The organism is Granulicatella balaenopterae (assembly GCF_900111135.1).
GTDB lineage: Bacteria > Bacillota > Bacilli > Lactobacillales > Aerococcaceae > Granulicatella > Granulicatella balaenopterae.
The window spans coordinates 16,265-40,794 of record NZ_FOGF01000014.1; the positions used below are offsets into that span (position 1 = coordinate 16,265).

The following is a 24,530-nucleotide window of genomic DNA, read 5'->3' on the forward strand; positions in this document are numbered from 1 at the left end:
TTCTGAAACATTTTAGATTATGTGCTAAAATGAATCCAAGAGAATTTTGTTATAAGTGGTTTTTTTTACTAAGAAGGAGGATTATAATGGAAAAGCAAATGACTAATTGGAAAAGTTGTTTTCAGCCTATAACGACTTTACCAGGTGTTGGTCCAAAGAGGGCTGAAGCATTAGCAGAATTAGGACTGGCATCTATTTATGATTTAATGAGTCATTTTCCTTTTCGCTATGAAGATATGCAAATACGAGATATCCATTCGATTGCAGATCAAGAAAAAGTAACTTTAAAAGGTATAGTTGTAACCGAACCTATTCTATCTTATTATGGGCATCGCAAAAATCGTTTATATTTTAGACTGGCGATTGGTGAAGCGGTGATTATGGTGTCATTTTTTAATCAGCCATATTTGAAGAATAAAGTGATACTAGGTGAGGAGATAATTCTTTTTGGTAAATGGGATGAAAAGCGTCAAACTTTAATGGGAATCAAGATTGTTGGTAGCCAGTCAAATGATGAAGATCATCAACAATCATTTGAAGCAGTCTATCGAGCAAATAAAGGGATTAAGCAAAAGACCATTTTTCAATTAATTCAGAAAAGTTTTGAATTATATGGTGAATTCATTCCAGATCCACTTCCAAGAATTATGAAAGAAAAGCGTCATTTAATGGGGCATTCTTTGGCAATGAAGTTAATGCATTTCCCAACTAATCCTCAAGCTGTTCAAGAGGCGAGGTATCAATTAATTTATCAAGAATTATTTTTATATCAATTAGGCTTACAAGAATTACGTAAACACCGTCGTTCGACCAAACAGGGGATGGTCTTGCGGTATGATAATCAGCAATTAAGAGGCTTTATTAAGACTTTGCCATTTGAATTAACCGATGGACAAAAGAAAGTGTTAAATGAGATTTGCTATGATTTATTGGCGCCTTATACGATGAATCGTTTACTACAAGGGGATGTAGGTAGTGGTAAGACAGTTGTAGCGACAGTTGCGATGGTAGCGAGTGCTTTAGCGGGAGCGCAATCTTGTTTAATGGTACCGACTGAATTATTAGCTTATCAACATCACCAATCTATTAGTAAGTTAGTTAGCAATCAGAATTTAGTAGTTGCCAAATTAACTGGTAGTACAAAAACAAAGGAACGACGAGAAATATTAAATCAATTAGCCAGTGGTAAGATTGATCTATTAATTGGGACACATGCTGTCTTTCAAGATGATGTCACTTTCCACAATTTAGGCTTAGTGATTATTGATGAACAGCACCGTTTTGGGGTAAAACAACGTCAAAAATTAACGAGTAAGGGAGAAGGAGTTAATATCTTACAAATGACCGCCACTCCTATTCCACGTACCTTAGCAATTACTAGTTTTGGAGAAATGGATACCTCGATTTTAAGCGAAGCACCTAAAGGACGTATTCCCATTAAGACGCATTGGGTAAAAGAACAAGAAATGGATCAAGTCTTTCAATATGTCAAACGAGAAATTGATGCGGGACGTCAAGCTTATGTGATATCGCCCTTGATTGAAGAATCTGAAACTTTAGATGTAAAAAATGCTGAAGAGATTTATCGCATGGTGTCAGAACGTTTCCACAATCAAGTATCAGTTGGATTACTACATGGTCGTATGAAAAATGATGAAAAAGATCAAGTGATGACTGATTTCCAAGAAAATAAAATACAATTATTAGTCTCAACAACTGTCATTGAAGTTGGGGTAGATGTGCCAAATGCAACAGTAATGGTTATTCTAGATGCGGACCGTTTTGGATTAGCGCAACTCCATCAATTGCGTGGACGAGTTGGACGTGGAGCGCATGCTTCAACTTGTGTATTAATCGCTTCTCCCAAGACTGAAAATGGGAAAGAGCGGATGAAAATTATGTGTGATTCAACAGATGGATTTTATTTAAGTCAGAAGGATTTGGAGTTACGTGGTTCGGGAGACATTTTTGGTGTGAAACAATCAGGAATTCCAGAATTTTTACTTGCAGATATTGTTAGAGATTATGATATACTAGAAGAAGCGCGTTATGATGCGATTGAGTTTGTAACGCAAGATTATGAAAAGACAGAATTATTAGAGTATTTTATGAAAAGACAAGCAAAAGATATGACGGAGGTTTAGAAAAAGATGGTTAGAATTGCAATTGATGCGATGGGTGGCGATTTTGCTCCAGAAAAAATAGTTGCTGGGGTCATCAAAACAGCTAAAGAATTAACAGATACAGAATTTCAATTATATGGTGATGAAGCAGCAATCAGAACCTATTTAACAGAAGAATTAGCCAATATTAAAGTGATTCATTGTTCTGAAAAGATTAAGTCAGACGATGAGCCAGTTCGTTCTATTCGTCGTAAAAAAGATGCATCGATGGTTGTAGCAGCTAAAGCAGTTAAAGAAGGTCAAGCGGATGCATTATTTTCAGCCGGTAACACGGGAGCTTTACTAGCAAGTGGCTTATTCATTGTAGGGCGAATTAAAGGAATTGATCGTCCTGGATTAATGCCTGTATTACCAGTTTTTAATGGCGATAAACAACAATTTGTTATGATGGATGTGGGTGCTAATGCTGATTGTAAACCACATCACTTAGAACAATTTGGTATTTTAGGAACATATTATTCTCAATATGTACTAGGTGTCAAAAATCCAACAGTTGGTTTATTAAATAATGGGACCGAATCAACAAAAGGAAATGAATTAACAAAAGAAGTTCACCAATTATTAACAGCCAATGAAGCTATTAACTTTATTGGAAATGTTGAAGCGCGTGAATTATTGCAAGGACCAGCTGATGTTGTTGTAACTGATGGATTTACAGGTAATGCCGTTTTGAAAACAATTGAAGGAACAGCTATTGCTTTACTAAAAACAATGAAAAAAAGTATTTTATCAAGTGGGTTAAAAGCTAAATTAGGAGCAGTATTGTTAAAACCAACTTTTAAAAAGATAAAATCATCAGTCAATTATGAAGAATTTGGTGGGGCAGTCTTATTAGGTGTGAAAGGTCCGGTCGTAAAAGCACATGGAACAGCCGATGAAACAACTGTCTATTATACATTAAAACAAATTCAGACAATCGTAACATCAAATGTGATTACGGATTTAGTTGACTATTTTGAAAATAATTAATCATCTTTTAGGGAGCAGCCAACATAGGCTACTCTCTTTTTATAAAATAAAATTATACGTGCATAAACACACAATTCAGACTATAATAAGGGTAATGAGTCAATTAATGAGGGGGAGAGTATGCCAAAAGGACAAATTGTAAAAGCTTTAAGTGGTTTTTACTATATAGAATCAGAAGGTATTGTCTATCAAACACGAGGACGTGGAGTATTCCGTAAAAAGAAAATCACGCCCTTAGTTGGAGATTATGTTGAATTCGATACAACTTCTTTAACAGATGGTACCGTTACAAAAATTTTACCAAGAAAAAATGATTTGGTGAGACCGCCAGTTGCTAATGTTGATTGTGCTGTCATTGTAATGTCAGCTATTGAACCAGATTTTTCAACTTATTTAGTTGATCGGTTTTTAATATATTTAGAATTAAAAGATATTAGACCGATTATTTATATTTCAAAAATGGATTTGGTTGATGAACAGCAAATGGCAGACATTAAAGCATGTGCAACAGCTTATGAAGCATTAGGATATCGTGTGTATTTATCACATGAATTTGAGCAAGAAGCATTTTTAGCAGATTTAAGTGATGAACTAGTGGTCTTTATGGGACAATCTGGTGTTGGTAAGTCGACATTAATTAATCACTTTATTCCAGAATTATCTTTGGAAACAGCAGAAATTTCTAGTCATTTAGGTCGCGGTAGACATACAACAAGGCATGTCGCTTTGCATAAAGTAAAAGATGTGTTAATTGCAGATACGCCTGGATTTAGTACATTAGATTTGATTGATATTGACAAAGAAAATCTACCCTATCTATTCCCAGAATTTGCCAATAGAGCTCATCTTTGTAAGTTTAGGGAATGTTCTCACCAACATGAACCCAAATGTGCTGTAAAAGATGCTTTAGAAAATGGTGAAATAGCACAATTCCGTTATGATCACTATACAAGCTTCTTAGAAGAAATTGAACAAACTAAGCCAAAATATAATAAAAAATAATGGAGGTATTAAGATGAAAGTAGCACCATCAATTTTAAGTGCAGATTTTGCCAATTTAGAAAGAGATGTTAAATTAGTTGAAGGGTATGGCGCAGATTGGATTCATATTGACGCGATGGATGGGCAATTTGTTCCAAATTTAACATTAGGAGCCAATATTGTTAAAGCTTTACGTCCGGTAACTGATTTAACATTAGATTGCCATTTAATGGTTCAAAATCCAGAACGTTTTATTAAAGATTTTGCAGATGCTGGCGCAGATTATATTATGGTTCATGCTGAGGCAACACCGCATATTCATCGTGCCATTCAACAAATTAAGCAAACGAATACAAAAGCTGGAGTTGTTATTAATCCAGGTACATCAGTTGCGGTGATTAAAGAATTATTACCAATTGTTGATGCTATCTTAGTTATGACGGTTAATCCTGGTTTTGGTGGACAAGTTTTCCTTGAACATACTTTAGGAAAAGTTCGTGAATTAGATGCTTTGCGTAAAGAACATGATTATCACTATTTAATTGAAGTTGATGGTGGTGTTAATGGTGAAACTGCTAAGTTATGTAGTGCTGCTGGAGCGGATGTAGCGGTTGCTGGTTCATATGTTTATAATTCAAAAGATATTAAAGCAGCAATTGAGTCTATTAAAGAGGCTTAAGAATGATGAAGAAGATATTTGTAGTCATTGGTGGGCCTGATGATGATGTATTAGAAGTTTTAACACAATACCATACAACAAGTGACCTTCAAGAAGGGGTTTTTGTAGGGGTTGATGGTGGTTGTCCTAAATTAATAAAAGAGAATTTACCAATTGATTTTGCCATTGGGGATTTTGATTCAGTATCAGTTAATGAACGTCAAAGAATTAAAGAATATGCGCAAGAAATGATTCAATTACCTTGCGAAAAAGATGTGACTGATTTTGAAGCGGCTCTAGCTTGGTGCGTGGAACATTATCCAATGAATTCAATCCATATTTTAGGAGCTTTTGGCGGACGGATTGATCATCAATTATCTATTATATGGATTGCTAATCAAGTTAAATTTCAAAAAATCCTAGCAAATTTGCATTTTGAGAGTTTAACCAATTATTTATCTTTTTTACTTCCAGGACAACATCAATTACAAAAATATCCTAATATGAAGTATTTATCATTTATTACGATGAATAAAGTGACTAATGTAAGTTTAAAGAATGTAAAATATCCTTTAGATGGGGTGAATTATGATACACCGGTAGCTTTAATCAGTAATGAATTTTTAACAGATACAATGACAATTTCATTTGATGAAGGGTTGATGATAACTTGTCAGACAAATGATAAATGAAAAGGGGGAGAGTCCATGACTCCAAAAGATTTATTAGTATATGCTAAAGAAGTATTAAACAATTCTTACTCACCTTATTCAAATTTTCCTGTAGGGTGTGCAATTTTATATAAAGATGGGAAAGTGATTACTGGCGTGAATGTGGAAAACGTATCATTCGGTGCTACTAATTGTGCTGAACGAACAGCTTTATACACAGGTATTACACAAGGATATCATAAAGAAGATATCGAAATGATTGTGATTGCTGGTAAAACCGACTATTTTTTACCACCATGCAGTCTTTGTCGACAAGTATTAGTAGAGTTATGCCCAATGGATACACCAGTCTTTTTATCAAACAATCAAAATGAATTATATGAAACAAGTGTTAAAGAATTAGTGCCATTAGCATTTATAGAAATGTAAATAAAAACATCATTGTGGAATATCCACAATGATGTTTTTTAAATAGTGTAAAAGATAGCATAACAGATAGTAAATAATAAAGCGTACCACTGTAATGCGGTTAAATATTGCTTGGTTGTTAAGTGTTTTTTGGCAGCTACTTTTATGAATAAGAAACAAACGATGGTTAAAATCATAAAAATAATGCCAGTAAGGGTAAAATGATTATGATACATCGCAAATATAATGATATAACTAACCAAAGGCATAATACCAAAAATAAATTGTAAAAAAGTTTGCATAACATAGGTAGATGAATGAGCTTTTAATTCGCTATTATCGCTATGTTTTTTTTGTTTGATATTAGTTAAAGATAAAGCCAATAAGATAAATGGTAAGCTAATAGCAACAAAGCTTGGAATAACAGCCCCAGCCAATAAATAATAAGCAATAAAGTTACCAAGGCCATAATAGCTAATCGTTTTAAAAATAACATGATAGTAATATAATCCATGGGTCGTATCTGTAATGAATAATTGTACATGATTTAATAATAAAATAATAAGAGATAAATAAGTGATCTCATGATTAAAATTATTCCAAAAATAAATCAGTAGTGTTACAGCAAAAATATTTGTTATAAGAATCGTCATCAATGTTACTATTTTTTTCATTTTATTAGCTTTGTAGTAAATAGTTTCTTGAATAAATACTATAGCTAAAAAATAAAATAAAATCGAGATTGGTCGCCATGAAAAGCTAGATGATTTTAAGGCTAATAATGTCCCAAATAATAAACCATTCATCGGTGTTAATAATAGTGCAACCAAGGGATTTGTAATGATAGACGATAGGTGATGCAAATTGTTTTTATAATCAGTCATATCGATATCCTCATTTTCACAGTTTCTTTAATCATAGAAAAATACTAGCATAAAGTCAAGGTGTTGAAGGATTTTATGATATAAAAAATAAATGATGCCATTGAAGAATTTCTTCAATAACATCATTTATTGTAGAACCTACAAAATAAGGTAACTAAAAACTCTTTTTTCTAGTATTTAACAATTTGTAGCATTATTTTTAAGGCTAAGGATTCTTTTGATTGTTGTTGGAAGTGAATTTTTTCTCCGTTGGCATAAAGCATAGTGACTTTATTTTCATTAGAATTAAAGCCAATTGATTGATCAGAAACGTCATTAGCAATAATAATATCAGCTTTTTTACGAGTTAATTTACTTGTGGCATGTTTCATAACATCATTTGTTTCAGCTGCAAATCCAACGATTAATTGTTCTTTAGTTTTGTGTTCTCCTAAGTAAGCAAGGATATCTTGATTTTTAATTAAGGAGAGGGTTAGTTGGTTAGTATTAGCTTCTTTTTTAATTTTTTGTTTGGCTGGATGGTCTACACGAAAATCAGAAACAGCTGCTGCCATAATGACGATATCAGCCTCTTTAAAGTTTTGAGTGATAATGGATTGTAATTCTTGGGCCGTTTCAACTAAGTGGTGTTTTACGCCATGCGGAATAGGTAAATTTGTCACTGTTGATATTAAAATAACTTTGGCACCTAAGATACTAGCAGCTCTTGCTAAGGCATAGCCCATTTTACCAGAAGAGTCATTAGAAATATAGCGAACAGGGTCAATACGTTCTTTAGTCCCCCCAGCAGATATGACGATTTTTTTACCTGAAAGAGGTGTACCAAATTGTTTTTGTAAAGCAAAGAAAAGTGTTTGTTCGAATAATTCTTCAGGTTCTGGAAGTCTCCCTAAACCGTTATAACCTTCCGCTAAGAAACCAAATGATGAATCGATGACTTGCCATCCATCTGCTTGTAGTTGCTTTATATTTCGTTGTGTAGCTGGATTTAAGAGCATTTTTTGATTCATCGCTGGAGCAATAATGCGTAAACAATCTGTAGCTAGTAGAGCACTTGTTACAAAATTGTCAGCTATGCCATTAGCAATTTTGGCGATGGTATTTCCAGTGGCGGGAATAACAATGGCTATATCACTCCAATCAGCTAAGTAAATATGGTTTACTTTGTCGGGATGTGTGTCATCGAAAGTATCTGTATAGACTTCTTGTTTAGTTAATACTTGAAAAGTCATTGGTGTAATGAATTGACAAGCTGATTCAGTCATTGCAACTTTAACAGTGGCGCCTGATGTGATTAATAAACGGACAAAAGAAGCTGCTTTATAAGAAGCAATCCCTCCTGTTACGTATACGGCTATATTTTTACCAGTTAAATTCATAGAAATCTCCTTTATTATCGACTAACGAGTCGTTTTCTTTTGATACATTGGAATTAAGACACTAGCAATGACCGGAACAATAATTCCGGATGCAATAGCTTCAGGAATCCCGTTTGTGACAATAATAGTCATTAAGAATTTTGGTAGGGCATTAATAGAAGTACCCATTCCTTCTGCATAAGCTGGCCCAATTAATAAATAAATTAAGCCAAGTACTAAAATGGTATTCACTAGACTGCCGATAACACCACTAATAGCCATTGCTATTTTTGATGCTTTATTTTTACGTGCAATTACTAAATAGACATAGGCAGCAATAAAGCCAACTAATACACGTGGCACAATAGCAATAATTGGATTAGTAAAGACTAGTTTACTAATAGCTGAACCTGTCGTAAATGCACGAATCATTGAACAAGTTCCCCAAGCTAATCCTAAACCGGCACCGTATTTTGGTCCCATAACAATTCCACCAACAATTACCGTAATATGAATAATGGTGATATCTAGTATAACTAGTGGAATATTTCCAAGAAATGGTATAAAACTTTGTAATAAAATAATTGATACAAATAATGTAAATAAGACAAATTCAAATGTAGAACGTTTTGCCAAGATAAACCCCTCACTTTAAAAATTTTATTGAGTATAGTATACCATAATAAAAAAATAATCCAATGAAGCAAAGAGAAAGATTTTGTGAAAAAATAGTAATAAAAATCTTAGTTTGTGAATCATAAAAAATATTTTGTAGGCAAAACTAGCATAGTAGCAATGGCTGAGATTATTTTATAGCTTTTGTGAAGTACTATATATAGTATTTAAGACTTGTAATACCTCAAAATATAGGCTAATATTGTTCTTAGAAAAAACAGTCAAAATTTAAAAATAAAAAATAAATTTACAAAATAAGAAGGGCGATGGTGCACAGTGACTGAAATTGTAGTAATTAAACGTGATGGTAGAACTGTCGATTTTGATAAAGATAAGATTTTACAAGCTTTATTAAAAGGTGAACAAACACTAACAGATTCGATTTCAACTGATAGAATTAAGCAATTAACTAAGATTATGGAAAAAGTAAATCAAGAAATTTATAGTCGTTTTTCAAAGGATATTAAAATTTATGAAATCCAAAATATTGTGGAACATATGTTAATCGAAGAGCAAGAGATGGAATTAGCAGAAGAGTATATTCAATATCGTGCAAAGCGTGATTTAGAACGTGTGCGTGCAACAGATATTAATTATACCATCCAAAAATTATTGAAAAAAGATAATACAGTTGTCAATGAAAACGCCAATAAAGATAGTGAAGTGTTTAATACGCAACGTGATTTAACAGCAGGAACAGTCGCTAAAGCAATGGGACTAAAGATGATACCAGAACATGTCTCAAATGCGCACTTAAAAGGAGATATTCATTATCATGATTTAGATTACCATCCTTATTCACCAATGACTAATTGCTGCTTAATTGATTTTAAAGGGATGTTTAAAAATGGCTTTAAAATTGGGAACGCAGATGTAGCAAGCCCAAGATCAATTCAAACAGCAACGGCACAAATGGCACAAATTATTGCCAATGTAGCTTCAAGTCAATATGGTGGTTGTTCTGCTAACCGTGTGGATGAAGTCCTAGCACCATATGCTCAAATAAATTACGAAAAACATATGAAAGATGCTAAGGAATGGATTGATGGCGAAGAAAAACAATTAGCCTATGCTAAAAAGAAAACAGAAAAAGATATTTATGACGCCATGCAATCACTAGAATATGAAATCAATACGCTATATTCATCTCAAGGACAAACACCTTTTACAACATTAGGATTTGGGTTAGGGGAAGGTTGGTTTGAGAAAAAAATCCAAGAAGCGATTCTAAATGTTCGTATTAAAGGGATTGGTAAGGAAGAACGTACTGCGATTTTCCCTAAATTAGTATTCTCCTTGAAAAAAGGCTTAAACTTAAATCCAGAAGATCCAAACTATGATGTAAAAGAATTAGCCTTAAAATGTGCCACAAAACGTATGTACCCAGATATCTTAAACTATGATAAATTAGTAGAGTTAACAGGTAGCTTTAAAGTGCCAATGGGTTGTCGCTCATTCTTACAAGGTTGGACAGATGAATCAGGACAAGAAGTGAATGATGGTCGTATGAACTTAGGAGTAGTTACATTAAACTTACCAAGAATCGCGATGGAATCTGGTGGTAATCTAGAAGTATTCTGGAAATTACTAGGCGAGCGTTTAGATATTTGTAAAGATGCTTTAGTATTTCGTGTGGAACGTGTGAAAGAAGCAAAACCTGCTAATGCACCAATTCTATATATGCATGGTGCTTTTGGTGAACGTTTGCAGCGTGAAGATTCTGTTGATGAATTATTTAAAAACAAACGCGCAACAGTATCATTAGGCTATATTGGCTTATATGAAGTTGCTAGCGTCTTTTATGGTGGAGAATGGGAAACTAACCCAGAAGCTAAAGAATTTACCTTAAATATTGTTAAGACATTAAAAGAAAATACAGATGCATGGGGCAATGAATTCGGTTATCATTTTAGTGTGTATTCAACGCCAAGTGAAAGTTTAACAGATAGATTCTGCCGTTTAGATACAGAAAAATTTGGTATTGTAGAAAACATTACAGATAAACAATACTATACAAATAGTTTCCACTATGATGTACGTAAGAATCCAACACCATTTGAGAAATTAGATTTTGAAAAAGATTATCCAAAATATTGTTCAGGTGGCTTTATTCATTATTGTGAGTATCCGGTTATTCGTCAAAATCCAAAAGCATTGGAAGCTGTATGGGATTATGCCTATGATAAGATTGGCTATCTTGGTACCAATACACCGATTGATCACTGCTATAAATGCGATTATGATGGTGACTTCACGCCAACTGCTAAAGGATTTGAATGCCCTTCATGCGGAAATACAGATGCCAAAACTTGCGATGTTGTAAAACGTACTTGTGGTTATTTAGGAAATCCACAAGCCCGCCCAATGGTTCATGGTCGTCACAAAGAAATTTCATCACGTGTAAAACATATGAATTTAAATGATGAAAGAACTATTACCAAACAATCAAATAATTAAAAGTAAACATTATACCTGATGGCTCAATATAAGATATTAGTTAAGAGTCTATCAGAGAGAAAAAAGGGATGTCCTAGTGCATCCTTTTTTGTTAGAAAAGAGGGATGAAGTGAGGAATCCAAAACCAAAAGAATGGACCAGTAAAGAATTATCACAACAAAAGATTGCTAGTTATAAGCCATATAATTTTGTTGATGGTGAAGGCGTAAGGTGTTCATTATATGTGAGTGGTTGTCCATTTGCTTGCGAGGGGTGTTATAATGTGATTGCCCAGAATTTCAATTACGGTATTCCTTATACCCATGAATTAGAAGAACAGATTTTAGCGGATTTATCAGCTAGTTATTGTCAAGGTCTAACACTTCTAGGTGGCGAACCATTTTTAAATACAGAAGTGTGCTTGTCATTAGTGAATGCTATCCGTCAAAGATTTGGAGCAACAAAAGATATTTGGTCATGGTCAGGATATACTTGGGAAGAGTTAATGCTTGATACCCAAGATAAACTCGAATTATTAAGTAAAATAGATATTTTAGTGGATGGACGTTTTGATATTAAGAAAAAAGATTTAACTTTGCAGTTTCGTGGGAGTAGTAATCAACGAATTATTGATGTACAAAAATCACTAAAACAAGGTGAGGTCATCTTATGGGACAAATTAAAAAAATAATATTTGTCATAATGAGTGGAAAAATGGTACACTTAATTAGTTGAAAGGTGGAGAATTATGGATAAATTACAAGAGCAATTATTAATTGATTTAACAAGAGCAAATGGCATTGCTGGAAATGAAGAGCAAGTTCGTCAAGTATTTAAAGAATATACAAAGGATGTTGCAGAAGAATATGTATCTGATGGCTTAGGAAGTTTGTTTGGTGTCAAAACAGGTAATGACGCTGGGCCGACAATTATGTTTGCTGGTCACTTAGATGAAGTTGGCTTTATGGTAACGCAAATTACAGATAAAGGCTTCATTAAATTCCAAACTATTGGTGGATGGTGGAACCAAGTAATGTTAGCACAACAAGTAACGATTACTACACGTGAAGGAAAAGAAATTTCGGGTGTTATTGGTTCAAAACCACCACATATCTTATCAGCTGAAGCACGTAAACATCCAGTAGAAATTAAAGATATGTTTATCGATGTTTGTGCAACATCAAAAGAAGAAGTAGAAAACTGGGGCATCCGTCCAGGAGATATGATTACACCATTTATTGAATACAAACGTATGAATGGTACTAAATATTTAGCAGCTAAAGCATGGGATAACCGTGTGGGTACTGCTGTTTGTGCGCAATTATTACATGAATTACAATCAGAAAAACATGAAAATATTATTTATTCAGGAGCAAATGTTCAAGAAGAAGTTGGTTTGCGTGGAGCAAAAGTATCTACTAGAAAAATTAATCCAGCAATTTCATTTGCGATTGATACAGGTATTCCAGGAGATACTCCAGGAATTGCAGCAACAGAAGCAGATTCAGTATTAGGCGAAGGCCCACAAATCGTTATTTATGATGCATCAATGGTGCCACATCGCGGCTTACGTGATTTCGTAATTGACACAGCTGAAGAATTAAATATCCCATTCCAATTCGCTTCAATTGCAGGTGGCGGAACAGATGCTGGTAGCCAACATATTAGTTTGGATGGTATTCCATCACTAGCTATTTGTATTCCAGTGCGTTATTTACATACTCATGCAACTATTATTCATGAAGATGACTATATGAATACCGTAAAACTTGTTAAAGCATTAGCTACTCGCTTAGATAAAGAAACAGTAGAAAAAATTTATCAAGAAGTATAAATTATGGCGCATTCCATTAGGGGTGCGTTTCTTTATTTAAAAAGCAATGCGACATATTAGCCTTTTTGTCAAAAAATTTGTATACTATAAAAGAATATACGAAGGAGGATGAAAAATGGTAGATAATACAAAAAATCGAATCATTGTGGTTGGTGCAGGGCTAACAGGAATGGTTGCTGCAAATGAATTAAAACGACAAATTGATTTAAATAATCTTCCTTATCAGGTAGTTTTATTGGAAGAAACAAATAAAATTGGGGGACATCATAAAACACTTGAAATGGATGGTCATTATTTTGATATTTGCCCCTCATTTGTTATGAGTAAGAATGAGTATTTTCATAAATTTATTGAAAATCATGGGTTAAGTACATTGGTAGAAGATATATCTGTTAAATCACCAGATTTGTACTTATATAATACATTTTATAAATTAGACTATCCGAATGTTTTTGGGATTCCATTATATGCAAAAGATATTTTTAAATTAAAAATGTTGCGTAAGGGAGAAAAGTTTGATGCCTATTTCAAAATGATATTTGCAAATCGAAATGAAGAATTTGTTCCTTCAACATATAAAGAGTTATTATATGAAAAATTCGGTGAAGTATTAGTTGATTACATTTTAATGAGTGAGATTAGACAATGTGGTATTCATGATATTAGACGTTGTACGAGTGCGCAACTGCAAGAAGTATTAGATAATTGCGGAAAATTAAGTATCCCAATTACCAAAAAACGTAAAAAAGAGGGTATTGAAACCAATCAATATATTCGTTTTAATAAAGGTGTAGCTAGTATTGTCAATACATTATATGATCCCATTAAAGATAATGTGCGTTTTGGTCAGTCAGTTCGAAATCTATCGCCAATTGAGGAAGATGGTACCATTAGAGTAACATTACAAAATGAAGCGGTGATAGCAGCTGGTGGGGTTATTTTAGCTACATCGCCAGAAAATCACCACAAATTATTTGAGTATTCACAAGAAGGTAGTTTAATTAAGAGTGTTAATTTTGTATCGATGGGGGCTGTTATTTTTAAATTTAAAAAAGAAGATGTTCATAAGTTTCCTCATAGTTATGGTTTTGTTATTCCACAAAAGAGTGAGTATTTTATTACTCGTGTGATGGTATTAAATAGATTAGATGATGATTTAGAAGATTCAGAATATATTTATTTAAATGTTCAATTTGGACGTCAAGGTGAAGATCGCTTTACTCAATTGAATAAAAAAGTAATGTATGAATTTATTTATACTGAAATTAAAGAAATTATGGGAATTACTGGAGAACCACTTGAAACAGAGATTAATATTTGGAAAAGTGAAATCCCTTATAATTGTGAAATATTCCATGCTAATATGATTGGTTTTGAACAACATTTATTAGATAATATGGAAAATGTTTTGATTAAAAGTATTGCTTATTATGGCGGAGAAGTGGTTAATGATATCCAAGAAGGTGAACGTTTAGCTAAGAAAATGTTATATAACTTAAAACAACGTGATGGCCTGATTACTGGTTCGGAAGATTTAGATTTTCCACCATATGGATATATTTGTCGCCATATGGATTAATCTGCTAAAAAGGGGGTGTTGCTTACAGTAAAGCTAGTAAAACGTAGGAACTGTCAATAATAGTAGGTGTCGATAATAAAGGTAGGGGGATAAATATGTATTATGTAAAAAATCAACGCAATGGACAAGAGATATATGATGCAACTGTCAACTTAGCAATTGAGTATTATTTATTAAGTGAGAAAAAATTGGATGAACCAATTCTTTTATTTTATATTAATAAAAATGCGATTATTATTGGTAAAAACCAAAACACTTATGAAGAAATTAATCAAGATGCTGTCGATAAATTGGGAGTACAGGTTGTTAGACGTTTTTCAGGTGGGGGAGCAGTATACCAAGATATGGGGAATATTTGTTTTTGCTTCTTAACAGAAGATGATGGCAATAGTTTCCGTGATTTTGGGAAGTTTACTCAGCCGGTTATTGAAGCTCTTCATCAAATGGGGGCAACTGGTGCAGAATTAAAAGGCCGTAATGATTTATTAATTGAGGGTAAAAAGTTTTCTGGTAATGCTATGTATGCGAATATGGGACGTATGACAGCTCATGGTACATTAATGCTAGATTTAAATGTGGATGTATTGCCACAATTATTGCGTCCTAAAGAAGAAAAAATCGCTTCTAAAGGTATTAAATCAGTTCGTTCACGCGTAACCAATATCAAACCATATTTAGCACCAGAATATCAACATATTGATATTTTATCATTTAGAGAAGCTCTTCTTAAAAAGATTTATCAAGTAGATTCAGTTGAAGAAGTAAAAGAATATGTGTTAACAGAAGAAGATTGGGAGAAAATTGAATTATTACGTCAACAATATTTCAATAATCCAGACTGGAACTATGGTAAAAATCCTAAATTCCAATTAAAACAATCAAAACGTACAGCAGTCGGCCAAGTAGAATTTAGTTTAAATATTGAAGATAATCATATTAAAGATATTAAAATTACTGGAGACTTTTTTGGTTTAGGTGAGATTAGCGACGTTGAAGAAGCTTTAAGAGGAGTAGCGTTCGAAAGAAGTGCAGTTACTAACGTTTTTGAAGAAATTAATCTTAAAAAATATTTCGGTAATATTGAAGCTAAGGAATTAGCGGATTTATTATTTAATTAAAAATATAATATATTTTTTACGTATATTATGATGAGAACAATTATCATAATATAAGGACGTGAAAAAGATGACAACAAATAATTTTGTGCAATATGTAAAAGAGAAAGTGCAAGAGCATCCGGTCGTTTATGGTGCTTTTGCGCTTTTTTTTCTAGTCTTAGTAATTGGGGGGACATGGAAACTAATAAGTAAGCCAACTCCACAAGCAAATTTTATGGAAATAGAAGAATTTAATCCTTCTGAAGAAAGGAGTAGTAGTGAAGCATCATTTATTTATGTGGATATTAAGGGGGAAGTACAGTATCCAGGCGTATATCAAGTGGATGTTGATTGCCGTTTATTGGATTTAATTGATAAGGCGGGTGGCTTTACAAATAAGGCAAATGATCAACAGGTAAATTTGGCACAGAAACTAACCGATCAAGCGATGATTGTGATTCCTTCAATAGAACAAGTAACAGATAATAGTAGTATGGCGGTAGAAGAAGTGATGATCAAAACACCGGATAGCCAAAGCGGGAAGATTAATATTAATACAGCTGGAATAGAAGAATTAACAACCTTATCAGGGATAGGCGAAAAGAAAGCACAACAGATTATTGATTATCGTGAAGAAAATGGTTCCTTTAAAGCAGTGGATGATTTGGTCAATGTTTCAGGTATTGGCCAAAAGACTGTTGAGAAGTTGAAGGCGGAGGTATGTATCTAATGAAGGAAAAATGGCCGTATATAGCATTAGTACTAATTTTTTTTGCTAGTTTTTATCAAGAAATGAAGATTATAAAAGGGCTGATAATAGCGGTTATTATTATTAGGATATTTTGGGAACACAATCGATTATTATGGGTATTAACACTTGGGTTTGGGATTAGCTTAGTCCTTCATTTGATGTACTTAGACTCGTATCGTCAACAACTATTACCATTAGCAGGACAAGAACAACCAGCCATGATACAAATGGATGTGAATGATTTGATGATAAATGGCGACTTATTAACAGGTTATGCCACTGTGGAAACAAAAGAGCAACGATTTAAGACAAAAATATATTATAAAATACCATCAAAAAAAGAAAAAGAGTGGATAAGTCAGTTTCAACAAGATATGAAGATGGTAGCCACAGTATCATTTGAAGAGGTAGAAGGCTGTCGTAATCTAAAAACTTTCGATTATGCAAAGTACTTAAAGAGTCGTAAGATATTTTTATCCACAAAAATAAATCAGATAAAAGAAATTGAGCCTATAAAAGGGATGAAGAGTCGCCTTCATTATTGGAGATATCAACTTGTGGATAAAGTTAGAAAGAATCATAATGGAGCGATAACAGAATATGCTTTGGCCTTAATTTTTGGTGAAAAACAAGAATTATCACTAGATGATTTGGCGATGTTTAAGGAATTAGGGATTATGCATTTATTGGCTATTTCTGGTTTGCATATTATGATTCTAGTGAGTTTATTAGAAGGAGTTATGTGGCGAAGTGGCCTAACAAGGGAAGCTAGTCAGTGGGGATTATTCGTATTGTTAGTGGGATATGGTTGTTTGATTCGTTGGAATATTAGTGGGACTCGAGCGATAGGGATAGTCTTATTACAAATACTTTGTTTAAAACTATGGCAAAAGGACTTATCCACAATGGATGCACTATCAGTAATGGCAATTGTGAATTGCATTGTGAATCCATATATTATTAATAGTAGCGCCTTTCAATTAAGTTATGGTATGTGCTTTTTTGTGATATTGGTTGGAAGACTAGAGGTAAGATTTATAAATGATAAAGAAGCAAGCGGTGGGTATGATGATAGTTTAGTAACAAGATTGGTTCATATGGGAATTTTATGCTTGTTAGCGATTCCTTTGATTGCTCGATATTTTTATAGTTATCATTTATTATCGGCACTTATTGGCGCAATTGTTACGTTTATTTTAGCGAAATGGTTGGTTCCTTGTTTAGTGGGATATATTTTTTTGGTAGTTGTAGATAGTCAGATGGTTCTAGCAGTTTTAGTTGGATTATTTAATGGGAGTATTAGTTTATTATTGGCTTTTTTTAGAAGTTATTAGTCAGTGGAAGATTTTTAAAGTGACTTTAGGTGCGGGGAATGAAGTAGTGTGGGTGTGTTATTATTGTGTGGTGATCGTATTATGTTTATTAGTAGAGAGACCAATTAATCGTAAACAAATGATGATGATGGCTATAACGAGTATGAGTATTATCATGATGTTAGCATTAGTTCCTTATCAATTTGAGCGTAAAGTCATTTATTTGGATATTGGTCAAGGAGATAGTAGTTTAATTGTTGATCGAGGGTATAATAATGTAGTATTGATTGATACGGGCGGGCAATTAATGCTTTCTAAAGAACCTTGGCAAATACGAAAAGGAGCTAGTCATGCCGAAAAAACAGTTATCCCAGCCTTACAAGCGCTGGGGATTTCACGAATTAAGACGCTAATTATTACACATGCGGATACCGACCATATGGGGAATCTAAAGGAATTAAGCCAAGTGTTTCCAATTGATCGTGTTGTGATGTCGCAAGGAATGGAAAAGAATCCTAAAATGAAGCAAATGATGGAAAAGTGTCCCCAATTAACATGGCAATTAACAAAAGCTCCTACGACATATCAACAAGGTGGCATTATGATGCATATTCTTTCGCCTACCAATGAATCAACAGGTGATAATCATGATTCTTTAGTAGCAGATGTGCAGTTTTGTGAGGTAGATTGGCTATTTTTAGGAGATATTGACCAAGAAAAAGAATTAGAATTACTAAATGTGTATCCGCAAATGCATACAACTATTTTAAAATTAGCCCACCATGGTAGTAATACTTCCTCGCATCTTCAATTTTTAAAAAAGGTTCATAGTAGATATGCGATTATTTCTTGTGGAAAACATAATCATTATCATCATCCTTCAAAAGAAGTTTTAAAACGACTAGAAGAAGTACATTTGCCGTATGCGAGAACTGATAATGAAGGCGCAATAGAAATAATTCCTAAAAAGAAAGGGATTATAGTGAAAAAAGTTTTAACTAATGAGCAATTTATTATTGTTCCTTAATGAGTTAGATATGCTATACTAAGTTATATAATAAGTGGCTAGGGGCGTGAATCAGTATGTTTAGTAATGATTACTTATCGGGATGTCATCCAATTGTTTTAGATGCGATTGTTCAGTCGAATATGGAACAAACAGCAGGATATGGAAAAGATGACTATTGTGAACGAGCACGATTGAAAATCAAAGAAAAATTACAAAAAAAAGATGCCGATATACATTTTTTAGTAGGAGGCACTCAAACTAATAAAATAGTGATTGAAACATTTTTGCGACCATATCAAGGTGTGATTGCAGTGGAGACAGGACATATTGCTACTCATGAAACAGGAGCAATTGAAGCAACCGGACATAAAGTGTTAACAATTCCAGAAATAAACGGTAAATTAACTGCTAAGCAATTAGAAGCGTATTATGAAGCAGAATGTCATAATCATATGCATGAACATATGGTATCACCGGGAATGGTTTATATATCACATCCAACAGAATTAGGAACCGTCTATACTAGAGAGGAATTAAAAGCTATTTATGAAGTATGTCAAAAAGCAGGATGGCCATTATTTGTAGATGGAGCTCGATTGGGTTATGTCTTAAATGAACGAATTAGTGATATTACTTTAGCAGATTTGGCTAAGTATACTGATGCTTTTTATATTGGTGGAACGAAATGTGGTGCTATGATGGGAGAAGCAGCAGTCATTATGAATCCTCATTATCAAAAAGATTTCCGTTCGATGATTAAGCGTGGTGGTGGCTTATTAGCTAAAGGAAGATTATTAGGGATTCAATTCGATTGCCTTTTTTCAGATCATTTGTATGAAGATATTTGTTATGAAGCAGTGAGGTATGCTTTACAGATTAAAAAAGCTTTTGAAGAAAAAGGAATTCAATTTTTGGTGGACTCTACAACCAATCAACAGTTCCCGATTGTTCCAGATGAATTAGCTAAAGAATTACAGTTAGCATTTGGATTTTCATTATGGGAAAAAGTAGATGAAAAAAATACCGCCCTAAGATATTGTACAAGTTGGGCAACAACACCAAATGAAGTTCTAGAATTAATTGGTTTTATCCACTCATTATAGAAAATAATTTAAAAAATAAAGAAATAATATAAAGGAAGCGGAAATTTCCGCTCCTTTTTTTGTACTCCATTTGTTGTAGGTTTGTAATATTTGATAACAATAAAAAAGGTAATATGCTATAATCAAGATATTCAAATAAATAAAAAAGAGGTGGATATCAGTGAGTAAAAAAGCAAAAGTGAGTATTTTTTCATTATGTGGATTAGGACTAATAGCGATTATTTTTGCTGTATTTAGTTTGAAGAAACAATTAAGTAATACAGAGGAATTAGCAACTAGTTTTCCGGCATATTTAGTAAAAGAACAAGAGCCCTTAGTCTTAGATGGGGTAGTAATTACTAAAGATGAAGAAAGTTATTATGTTGATCCAACTAAAGGTGAAGTCGAAGAAGTCTATGTTAAAGATGGCCAAACAGTGGCAGCAGGAGATAAATTATTTTCATATCATAATGATCAAGCAACACAAGAAATCAGTGATTTAAATCGTCAAAAGAATCGTTTATATGGTCAGATGGATGATTTAAAGCAACAATTAAATAAACAAGAAACTGCTAAACAAACAGCAAAGGCTGAAGCAGAAAAAGCAAAACAGCAAGCCCAAGCAGTAAAAACAACAGAAGACTCTTCTGAACCTATGCAAGATACAAAGCAACCATCGACCGATACAAATGTAGAACTACCAGCATTTGATCCAAGTGTCTTTGATGAGCAAATAGATGCCACTAAAAAAGCCATTAAAGAACTAAATCAATCAATTGAAGATATGGATATTAATATTAACCGTACGTCTGAAAAAACTTCAGCAATGGTTACAGCAATGATAGACGGTGTGATTAGTATTAATCAAAAAGGTAAAACTAATCCCACTGAAGTTTTTATGAAATTATTAGGATCAAGCAATCTTATTCAAACAGCCGTAACGGAATATGATTACTATGCAGTAACAGAAGGTTTAGAAACTGATATTTATGTAAATGCCGAAGATCGTGATGTAAAAGGAACCATTACTTCAGTAGCCAAAGAGCCATTACAAGGAGCCGGTATGGCAGGTGGTACGATGGGGCAAGCTAGTTCTGATTTATCAAAATATCAAGTATTAGTCAAACCAGAAACTAGTTTGCCATTAGGCTTTAATGTACAAGTAAAAGTGCCACTAAAAGGCCTAGTTATTCCAGAAACAGCAATTATTACTGAAGAAGATGGCGAATATGTTTATAAAGTAGAACAAGACACTGCCATTAAAACAAAAATTACTCGTCAAAAAGAAGGTTTACAATTAATTGTGACAGAAGGTGTAGCATTAGGCGATATTATTCTTTCGCAACCAGATGACACCGTAACTGACGGACAATCAGTCGTAACTGAAATCATCAATGAGGACGTTGAGTAATATGATTGAATTAAAAAATATTAATAAATACTATAAAATGGGACAAGAAGACCTTCATGTATTGAATAATATTAATTTATCGATTGATGAAGGTGAATGTGTAGCAATTATGGGGGCATCAGGCTCTGGTAAGTCGACTTTAATTAATGTGATGGGCTTTTTGGACTCGAAGTATCAAGGTGATTATTTATTTAATCAGAAACCAATCACTCATTTAACGGATAATGAAATTTCAAAAGTTCGCAATCAAACAGTTGGCTTTATTTTTCAAGATTTTAACTTAATTGAACATGCAACAGTATTAGAAAACATTCAATTACCTTTATTGTATAATGGGTTCACACCAAAACGTGCCCTACCGCATGTGAAAAATGCTTTGGAAAAAGTTGGTCTAGCAGATAAAATTTACCAATATCCTAGCCAATTATCAGGTGGACAAAAACAACGAATTGCGATTGCTCGTGCATTAGTTAATAAGCCAAAATTTATTATTGCGGATGAACCAACCGGAGCTTTGGATACTAAAAATTCGCGTAGTATTATGGAAATTATCGAAAAATTAAATCGGGAAGATGGCGTAACAATTGTGATGGTTACCCACGATCCAAGTTTAGTAAAATACTGTACGAGGGTTGTGCGCTTAATGGATGGAACGATTATTGAAGATCGTGAGGTGACATCTGATGAAGTTTAGTGTACTACTAAAATCAGCTATTCAATCCTTAAAAGGAAATGCCCGTCGAACTATTTTAACGATGCTTGGGATTATAATTGGGATTGCTTCAGTGATTACGATTATTAGTTTAGGGAAGGGATTCCAAAAGCAAACAATTGACAGCTTAACAGAAGGCGACCAAGACAAAGTAAGTGTTAGTTTTTACTTTAGCCCAAGTAACCCAGAAGATATAGATAAAGGATTAAGCGGATTTAATCAACAAGATATTTTTGCTATTAATGCGATTGATGGGGTATATTTAGCAGAAATTCCAAAAGAAGAAAATAAGCAAAGTGATTATTCAACGATGATTACCATTAAAGGCGAGCAATCTCCACAAAGACTGAGTGTAGTCGATACTTCAGGTGAAGAAGTAGTACTGGGGAAACCAATTGAACAAGTGGATATTGATGCTAGTAAAAAAGTAGCTGTTATTAGTGAAGAAATTGCTGAATCAATGTATGGTACAGCTGAAAATGCACTTGGAAAAGGGGTTACTTTATCAGGAGAAGCCTTTTATATTAAAGGGATTAAAGCAAATCCAGAAAATGAGATGGGCTTTGATTTTGATTTTAAAATGGAGTATCCTATTGATATTCCTAAAACAACTTATGAGTATTATTTTAAAGTAGAAAATCCACAACAGTCATTAATGGTCTATATGGAACCAGGTTATGACACGAAAAAAGTTTCTGAAGCTGTTAAAAAATATTTAGAAGAATCTGGAAGCGAACGTAAGCGGGGTACTTATAGTTATTTTGATATGAGTGAGATGTTAGATGGTATTGGTAAAGTTTTAAATGGTTTAACCTATTTTGTTTCATCAATTGCTGGAATATCTTTATTTATCGCCGGAGTTGGCGTGATGAATATGATGTATATTTCCGTATCAGAAAGAACGAAAGAGATTGGGATTCGTCGTGCGATGGGAGCAACCAAACGCTCGATTCAAATTCAATTCTTAGCAGAAGGGGTTATCATTACAAGTATTGGTGGTGTTATTGGCTATCTCTTAGGGATCGGTCTAGCAAAAGTGATTGCTGGATTTCTACCATTTGATAGTTATATTGATTTATTCTCAATTGGTTTATCAATGGGGATTTCAATTTTAATTGGGATTGTCTTCAGTGTCTTCCCGGCTAAAGCAGCAGCCAATAAAGATGTAATTGATATATTAAGATAAGAAAAGGAGGCAGAAAACGTGGAACGTTATGAAGTGAAAAGAAAAGCCAAAGATTTGGTGACGGAAAATTATTTAACATGGATTTTGCCAGTGTTACTAGGTATCGTATTAAATTATAGCTTTAAACTAGTGAAAAACGAGGATATTAATTTTTATGTATCGATTAGTTCACGACTAGTTACAACTATTCTAGGAATTTTAATTGTGAAATACTATTTAGCAGCCGTTAGAACGCCGGAAAAAGTACATTATCATTTATGGGATGCGATTAAATATGCCTTTACAGATGCGCTTGGGCCACGTTTATTATATGGAATTGGTTTTAGCATCATTAAATTTGTGATGTCAGTCTTAATTGCAGCACCATTTCTTGTATTAGCTTGGCTTAAAATGGCTACAGATATTAATTTAGCAGTACTAACTAAAGCATATCATTTAGCAGTATCGGGCAGCTCAATGGATACGCTATTAACAACTTCTGAAACCTCGCAAATTGAAGAGCTTTTTGGTGTAATATTTACAATTGCTTTAATAGCCTTAGTCTTGTTTGCAATTTGGGGCATCATAGCCTTAATCATTGAAATCTTATTTGCACCATTTGATTATATTATTCAAGATAATTTATCAACTAGTAATCGTGGTCAAAAAATGGGCTTTTTCCAAGCAATTGGTAAATCTTATGAAATGATGAAAGGCCACCGCTTGGAATATATGATGATTTTCGTTTCAATGATTGGTTGGTATATAACTTGTATTATTGTGTTACCACTATTATATGTGATTCCTTATCAATCAGCGATTATTACAATTTGGATGGATGAATTAATTAAAGCAGATGGAACGATTGCCGATTTTGGCATGACGACTGATGAAGCAGTAGAGATTATTGCCGCAGAAGTAGAAGAAGCAACTGGAAATCAAGATTATGAGTTTTAATTAGAATTAGAAGAGTCTCTCACATAAAATGGGAGGCTTTTTTGTTGGAGAAATGCGCTTTTTTATATCATGAGAATTTTTGCAAAGATAGAATCAAAAAAACTAATGAATATATTTGCCAGAAGTGATTCGTCATGTTAAAATAAACAAATAATAATATAGCAATACATTGTGACCAAGAGGAGTATAATTATTACTTGATTGATAAGAGAGGGAAGTGCTGGTGAAAGCTTTCTATTCAAGATAATTAGAAGGTAGCTTGCGAGTGGATTAGGTGAATTGATAGTAATCTAATACGGAGAGAGTCTTCGATAACAAACACTAAGGTGCAAATGCACAAAATTAGGTGGTACCACGATCATTTCGTCCTATGGGTAAGTTCTACTCATAGGCTTTT

At 33.4% G+C, this 24,530-nt stretch carries 22 protein-coding genes and 1 other annotated feature; of the genes, 19 read left to right on the forward strand and 3 right to left on the reverse strand.

Annotated features, from left to right (window positions below):
• Positions 1 to 86: 86 nt before the first annotated feature.
• From recG to cdd, 6 genes are all read left to right on the forward strand, one after another.
• On the forward strand, positions 87 to 2,144 hold the full coding sequence (gene recG / locus BMX09_RS04500) for an ATP-dependent DNA helicase RecG (RefSeq protein ID WP_245711127.1): 2,058 nt from the start codon (positions 87 to 89) through the stop codon (positions 2,142 to 2,144).
• Between the two features lie 6 nt (positions 2,145 to 2,150).
• Positions 2,151 to 3,152: a phosphate acyltransferase PlsX gene (gene plsX, locus BMX09_RS04505; protein WP_089746511.1), complete on the forward strand. Its 1,002-nt coding sequence runs from the start codon at positions 2,151 to 2,153 to the stop codon at positions 3,150 to 3,152.
• A gap of 120 nt (positions 3,153 to 3,272) precedes the next feature.
• Positions 3,273 to 4,154, forward strand: coding sequence for a ribosome small subunit-dependent GTPase A (gene rsgA / locus BMX09_RS04510; protein WP_089746512.1), 882 nt, complete (start codon positions 3,273 to 3,275; stop codon positions 4,152 to 4,154).
• Between the two features lie 13 nt (positions 4,155 to 4,167).
• Entirely contained in the window at positions 4,168 to 4,812 is a 645-nt protein-coding gene (gene rpe / locus BMX09_RS04515) for a ribulose-phosphate 3-epimerase (protein ID WP_089746513.1), read from the forward strand.
• 2 nt (positions 4,813 to 4,814) lie between these two features.
• On the forward strand, positions 4,815 to 5,483 hold the full coding sequence (locus BMX09_RS04520) for a thiamine diphosphokinase (protein ID WP_089746514.1): 669 nt from the start codon (positions 4,815 to 4,817) through the stop codon (positions 5,481 to 5,483).
• Between the two features lie 15 nt (positions 5,484 to 5,498).
• Complete coding sequence (gene cdd / locus BMX09_RS04525) at positions 5,499 to 5,891, forward strand: cytidine deaminase (protein ID WP_089746515.1); 393 nt, start codon at positions 5,499 to 5,501, stop codon at positions 5,889 to 5,891.
• Positions 5,892 to 5,929: 38 nt separating this feature from the next.
• On the opposite strand, the gene BMX09_RS04530 is transcribed toward cdd, so the two are convergent.
• The 3 genes from BMX09_RS04530 to BMX09_RS04540 form a co-directional block, all read right to left on the reverse strand.
• Positions 5,930 to 6,754, reverse strand: coding sequence for a hypothetical protein (locus tag BMX09_RS04530; RefSeq protein WP_089746516.1), 825 nt, complete (start codon positions 6,752 to 6,754; stop codon positions 5,930 to 5,932).
• 170 nt (positions 6,755 to 6,924) lie between these two features.
• Positions 6,925 to 8,133, reverse strand: coding sequence for a bifunctional phosphopantothenoylcysteine decarboxylase/phosphopantothenate--cysteine ligase CoaBC (coaBC, locus tag BMX09_RS04535; protein WP_089746517.1), 1,209 nt, complete (start codon positions 8,131 to 8,133; stop codon positions 6,925 to 6,927).
• Positions 8,134 to 8,154: 21 nt separating this feature from the next.
• Positions 8,155 to 8,748: an ECF transporter S component gene (locus BMX09_RS04540; protein ID WP_089746518.1), complete on the reverse strand. Its 594-nt coding sequence runs from the start codon at positions 8,746 to 8,748 to the stop codon at positions 8,155 to 8,157.
• A 315-nt stretch (positions 8,749 to 9,063) separates the two neighbouring features.
• Here BMX09_RS04540 and nrdD point away from each other — a divergent pair, with 315 nt between their 5' ends.
• The 13 genes from nrdD (at position 9,064) to BMX09_RS04605 (ending at position 24,133) form a co-directional block, all read left to right on the forward strand.
• Entirely contained in the window at positions 9,064 to 11,244 is a 2,181-nt protein-coding gene (gene nrdD, locus BMX09_RS04545; protein WP_089746519.1) for an anaerobic ribonucleoside-triphosphate reductase, read from the forward strand.
• A gap of 109 nt (positions 11,245 to 11,353) precedes the next feature.
• Positions 11,354 to 11,914 carry an anaerobic ribonucleoside-triphosphate reductase activating protein gene (gene nrdG / locus BMX09_RS04550; RefSeq protein WP_089746520.1) on the forward strand — a complete coding sequence of 187 codons (561 nt, stop codon included), beginning with the start codon at positions 11,354 to 11,356 and terminating at the stop codon, positions 11,912 to 11,914.
• A gap of 57 nt (positions 11,915 to 11,971) precedes the next feature.
• Positions 11,972 to 13,057 carry a M42 family metallopeptidase gene (locus BMX09_RS04555; RefSeq protein ID WP_089746521.1) on the forward strand — a complete coding sequence of 362 codons (1,086 nt, stop codon included), beginning with the start codon at positions 11,972 to 11,974 and terminating at the stop codon, positions 13,055 to 13,057.
• A 115-nt stretch (positions 13,058 to 13,172) separates the two neighbouring features.
• Positions 13,173 to 14,636 (forward strand): protoporphyrinogen/coproporphyrinogen oxidase, encoded by a 1,464-nt coding sequence (locus BMX09_RS04560; protein ID WP_089746522.1) that lies wholly within the window; start codon positions 13,173 to 13,175, stop codon positions 14,634 to 14,636.
• A gap of 95 nt (positions 14,637 to 14,731) precedes the next feature.
• Positions 14,732 to 15,754, forward strand: a complete 1,023-nt coding sequence (locus BMX09_RS04565; protein ID WP_089746523.1) for a lipoate--protein ligase — start codon at positions 14,732 to 14,734, stop codon at positions 15,752 to 15,754.
• A 67-nt stretch (positions 15,755 to 15,821) separates the two neighbouring features.
• Entirely contained in the window at positions 15,822 to 16,463 is a 642-nt protein-coding gene (locus BMX09_RS04570; protein ID WP_089746524.1) for a helix-hairpin-helix domain-containing protein, read from the forward strand.
• Positions 16,463 to 17,818, forward strand: a complete 1,356-nt coding sequence (locus tag BMX09_RS04575) for a ComEC/Rec2 family competence protein (protein WP_177159535.1) — start codon at positions 16,463 to 16,465, stop codon at positions 17,816 to 17,818. The genes BMX09_RS04570 and BMX09_RS04575 overlap by 1 nt, the downstream gene beginning before the upstream one ends.
• Positions 17,775 to 18,824 (forward strand): ComEC/Rec2 family competence protein, encoded by a 1,050-nt coding sequence (locus tag BMX09_RS04580; RefSeq protein WP_089746526.1) that lies wholly within the window; start codon positions 17,775 to 17,777, stop codon positions 18,822 to 18,824. Before BMX09_RS04575 ends, BMX09_RS04580 begins: the two co-directional genes overlap by 44 nt.
• Positions 18,825 to 18,880: 56 nt before the next feature.
• The gene (locus tag BMX09_RS04585) at positions 18,881 to 19,909 is read left to right on the forward strand and encodes a threonine aldolase family protein (protein ID WP_089746527.1); all 1,029 of its coding nucleotides are present in this window, start codon (positions 18,881 to 18,883) and stop codon (positions 19,907 to 19,909) included.
• 160 nt (positions 19,910 to 20,069) lie between these two features.
• A complete protein-coding gene (locus BMX09_RS04590; RefSeq protein ID WP_089746528.1) occupies positions 20,070 to 21,299 on the forward strand; it encodes an efflux RND transporter periplasmic adaptor subunit in 1,230 nt (409 codons plus the stop codon).
• Between the two features lies 1 nt (position 21,300).
• Complete coding sequence (locus BMX09_RS04595) at positions 21,301 to 21,993, forward strand: ABC transporter ATP-binding protein (RefSeq protein WP_089746529.1); 693 nt, start codon at positions 21,301 to 21,303, stop codon at positions 21,991 to 21,993.
• Positions 21,983 to 23,197, forward strand: a complete 1,215-nt coding sequence (locus BMX09_RS04600) for an ABC transporter permease (RefSeq protein ID WP_089746530.1) — start codon at positions 21,983 to 21,985, stop codon at positions 23,195 to 23,197. The genes BMX09_RS04595 and BMX09_RS04600 overlap by 11 nt, the downstream gene beginning before the upstream one ends.
• 18 nt (positions 23,198 to 23,215) lie before the next feature.
• Positions 23,216 to 24,133: a DUF975 family protein gene (locus BMX09_RS04605; RefSeq protein WP_089746531.1), complete on the forward strand. Its 918-nt coding sequence runs from the start codon at positions 23,216 to 23,218 to the stop codon at positions 24,131 to 24,133.
• A gap of 162 nt (positions 24,134 to 24,295) precedes the next feature.
• Positions 24,296 to 24,507 (forward strand) — a binding site (T-box leader).
• The last annotated feature ends 23 nt before the right edge of the window (positions 24,508 to 24,530 follow it).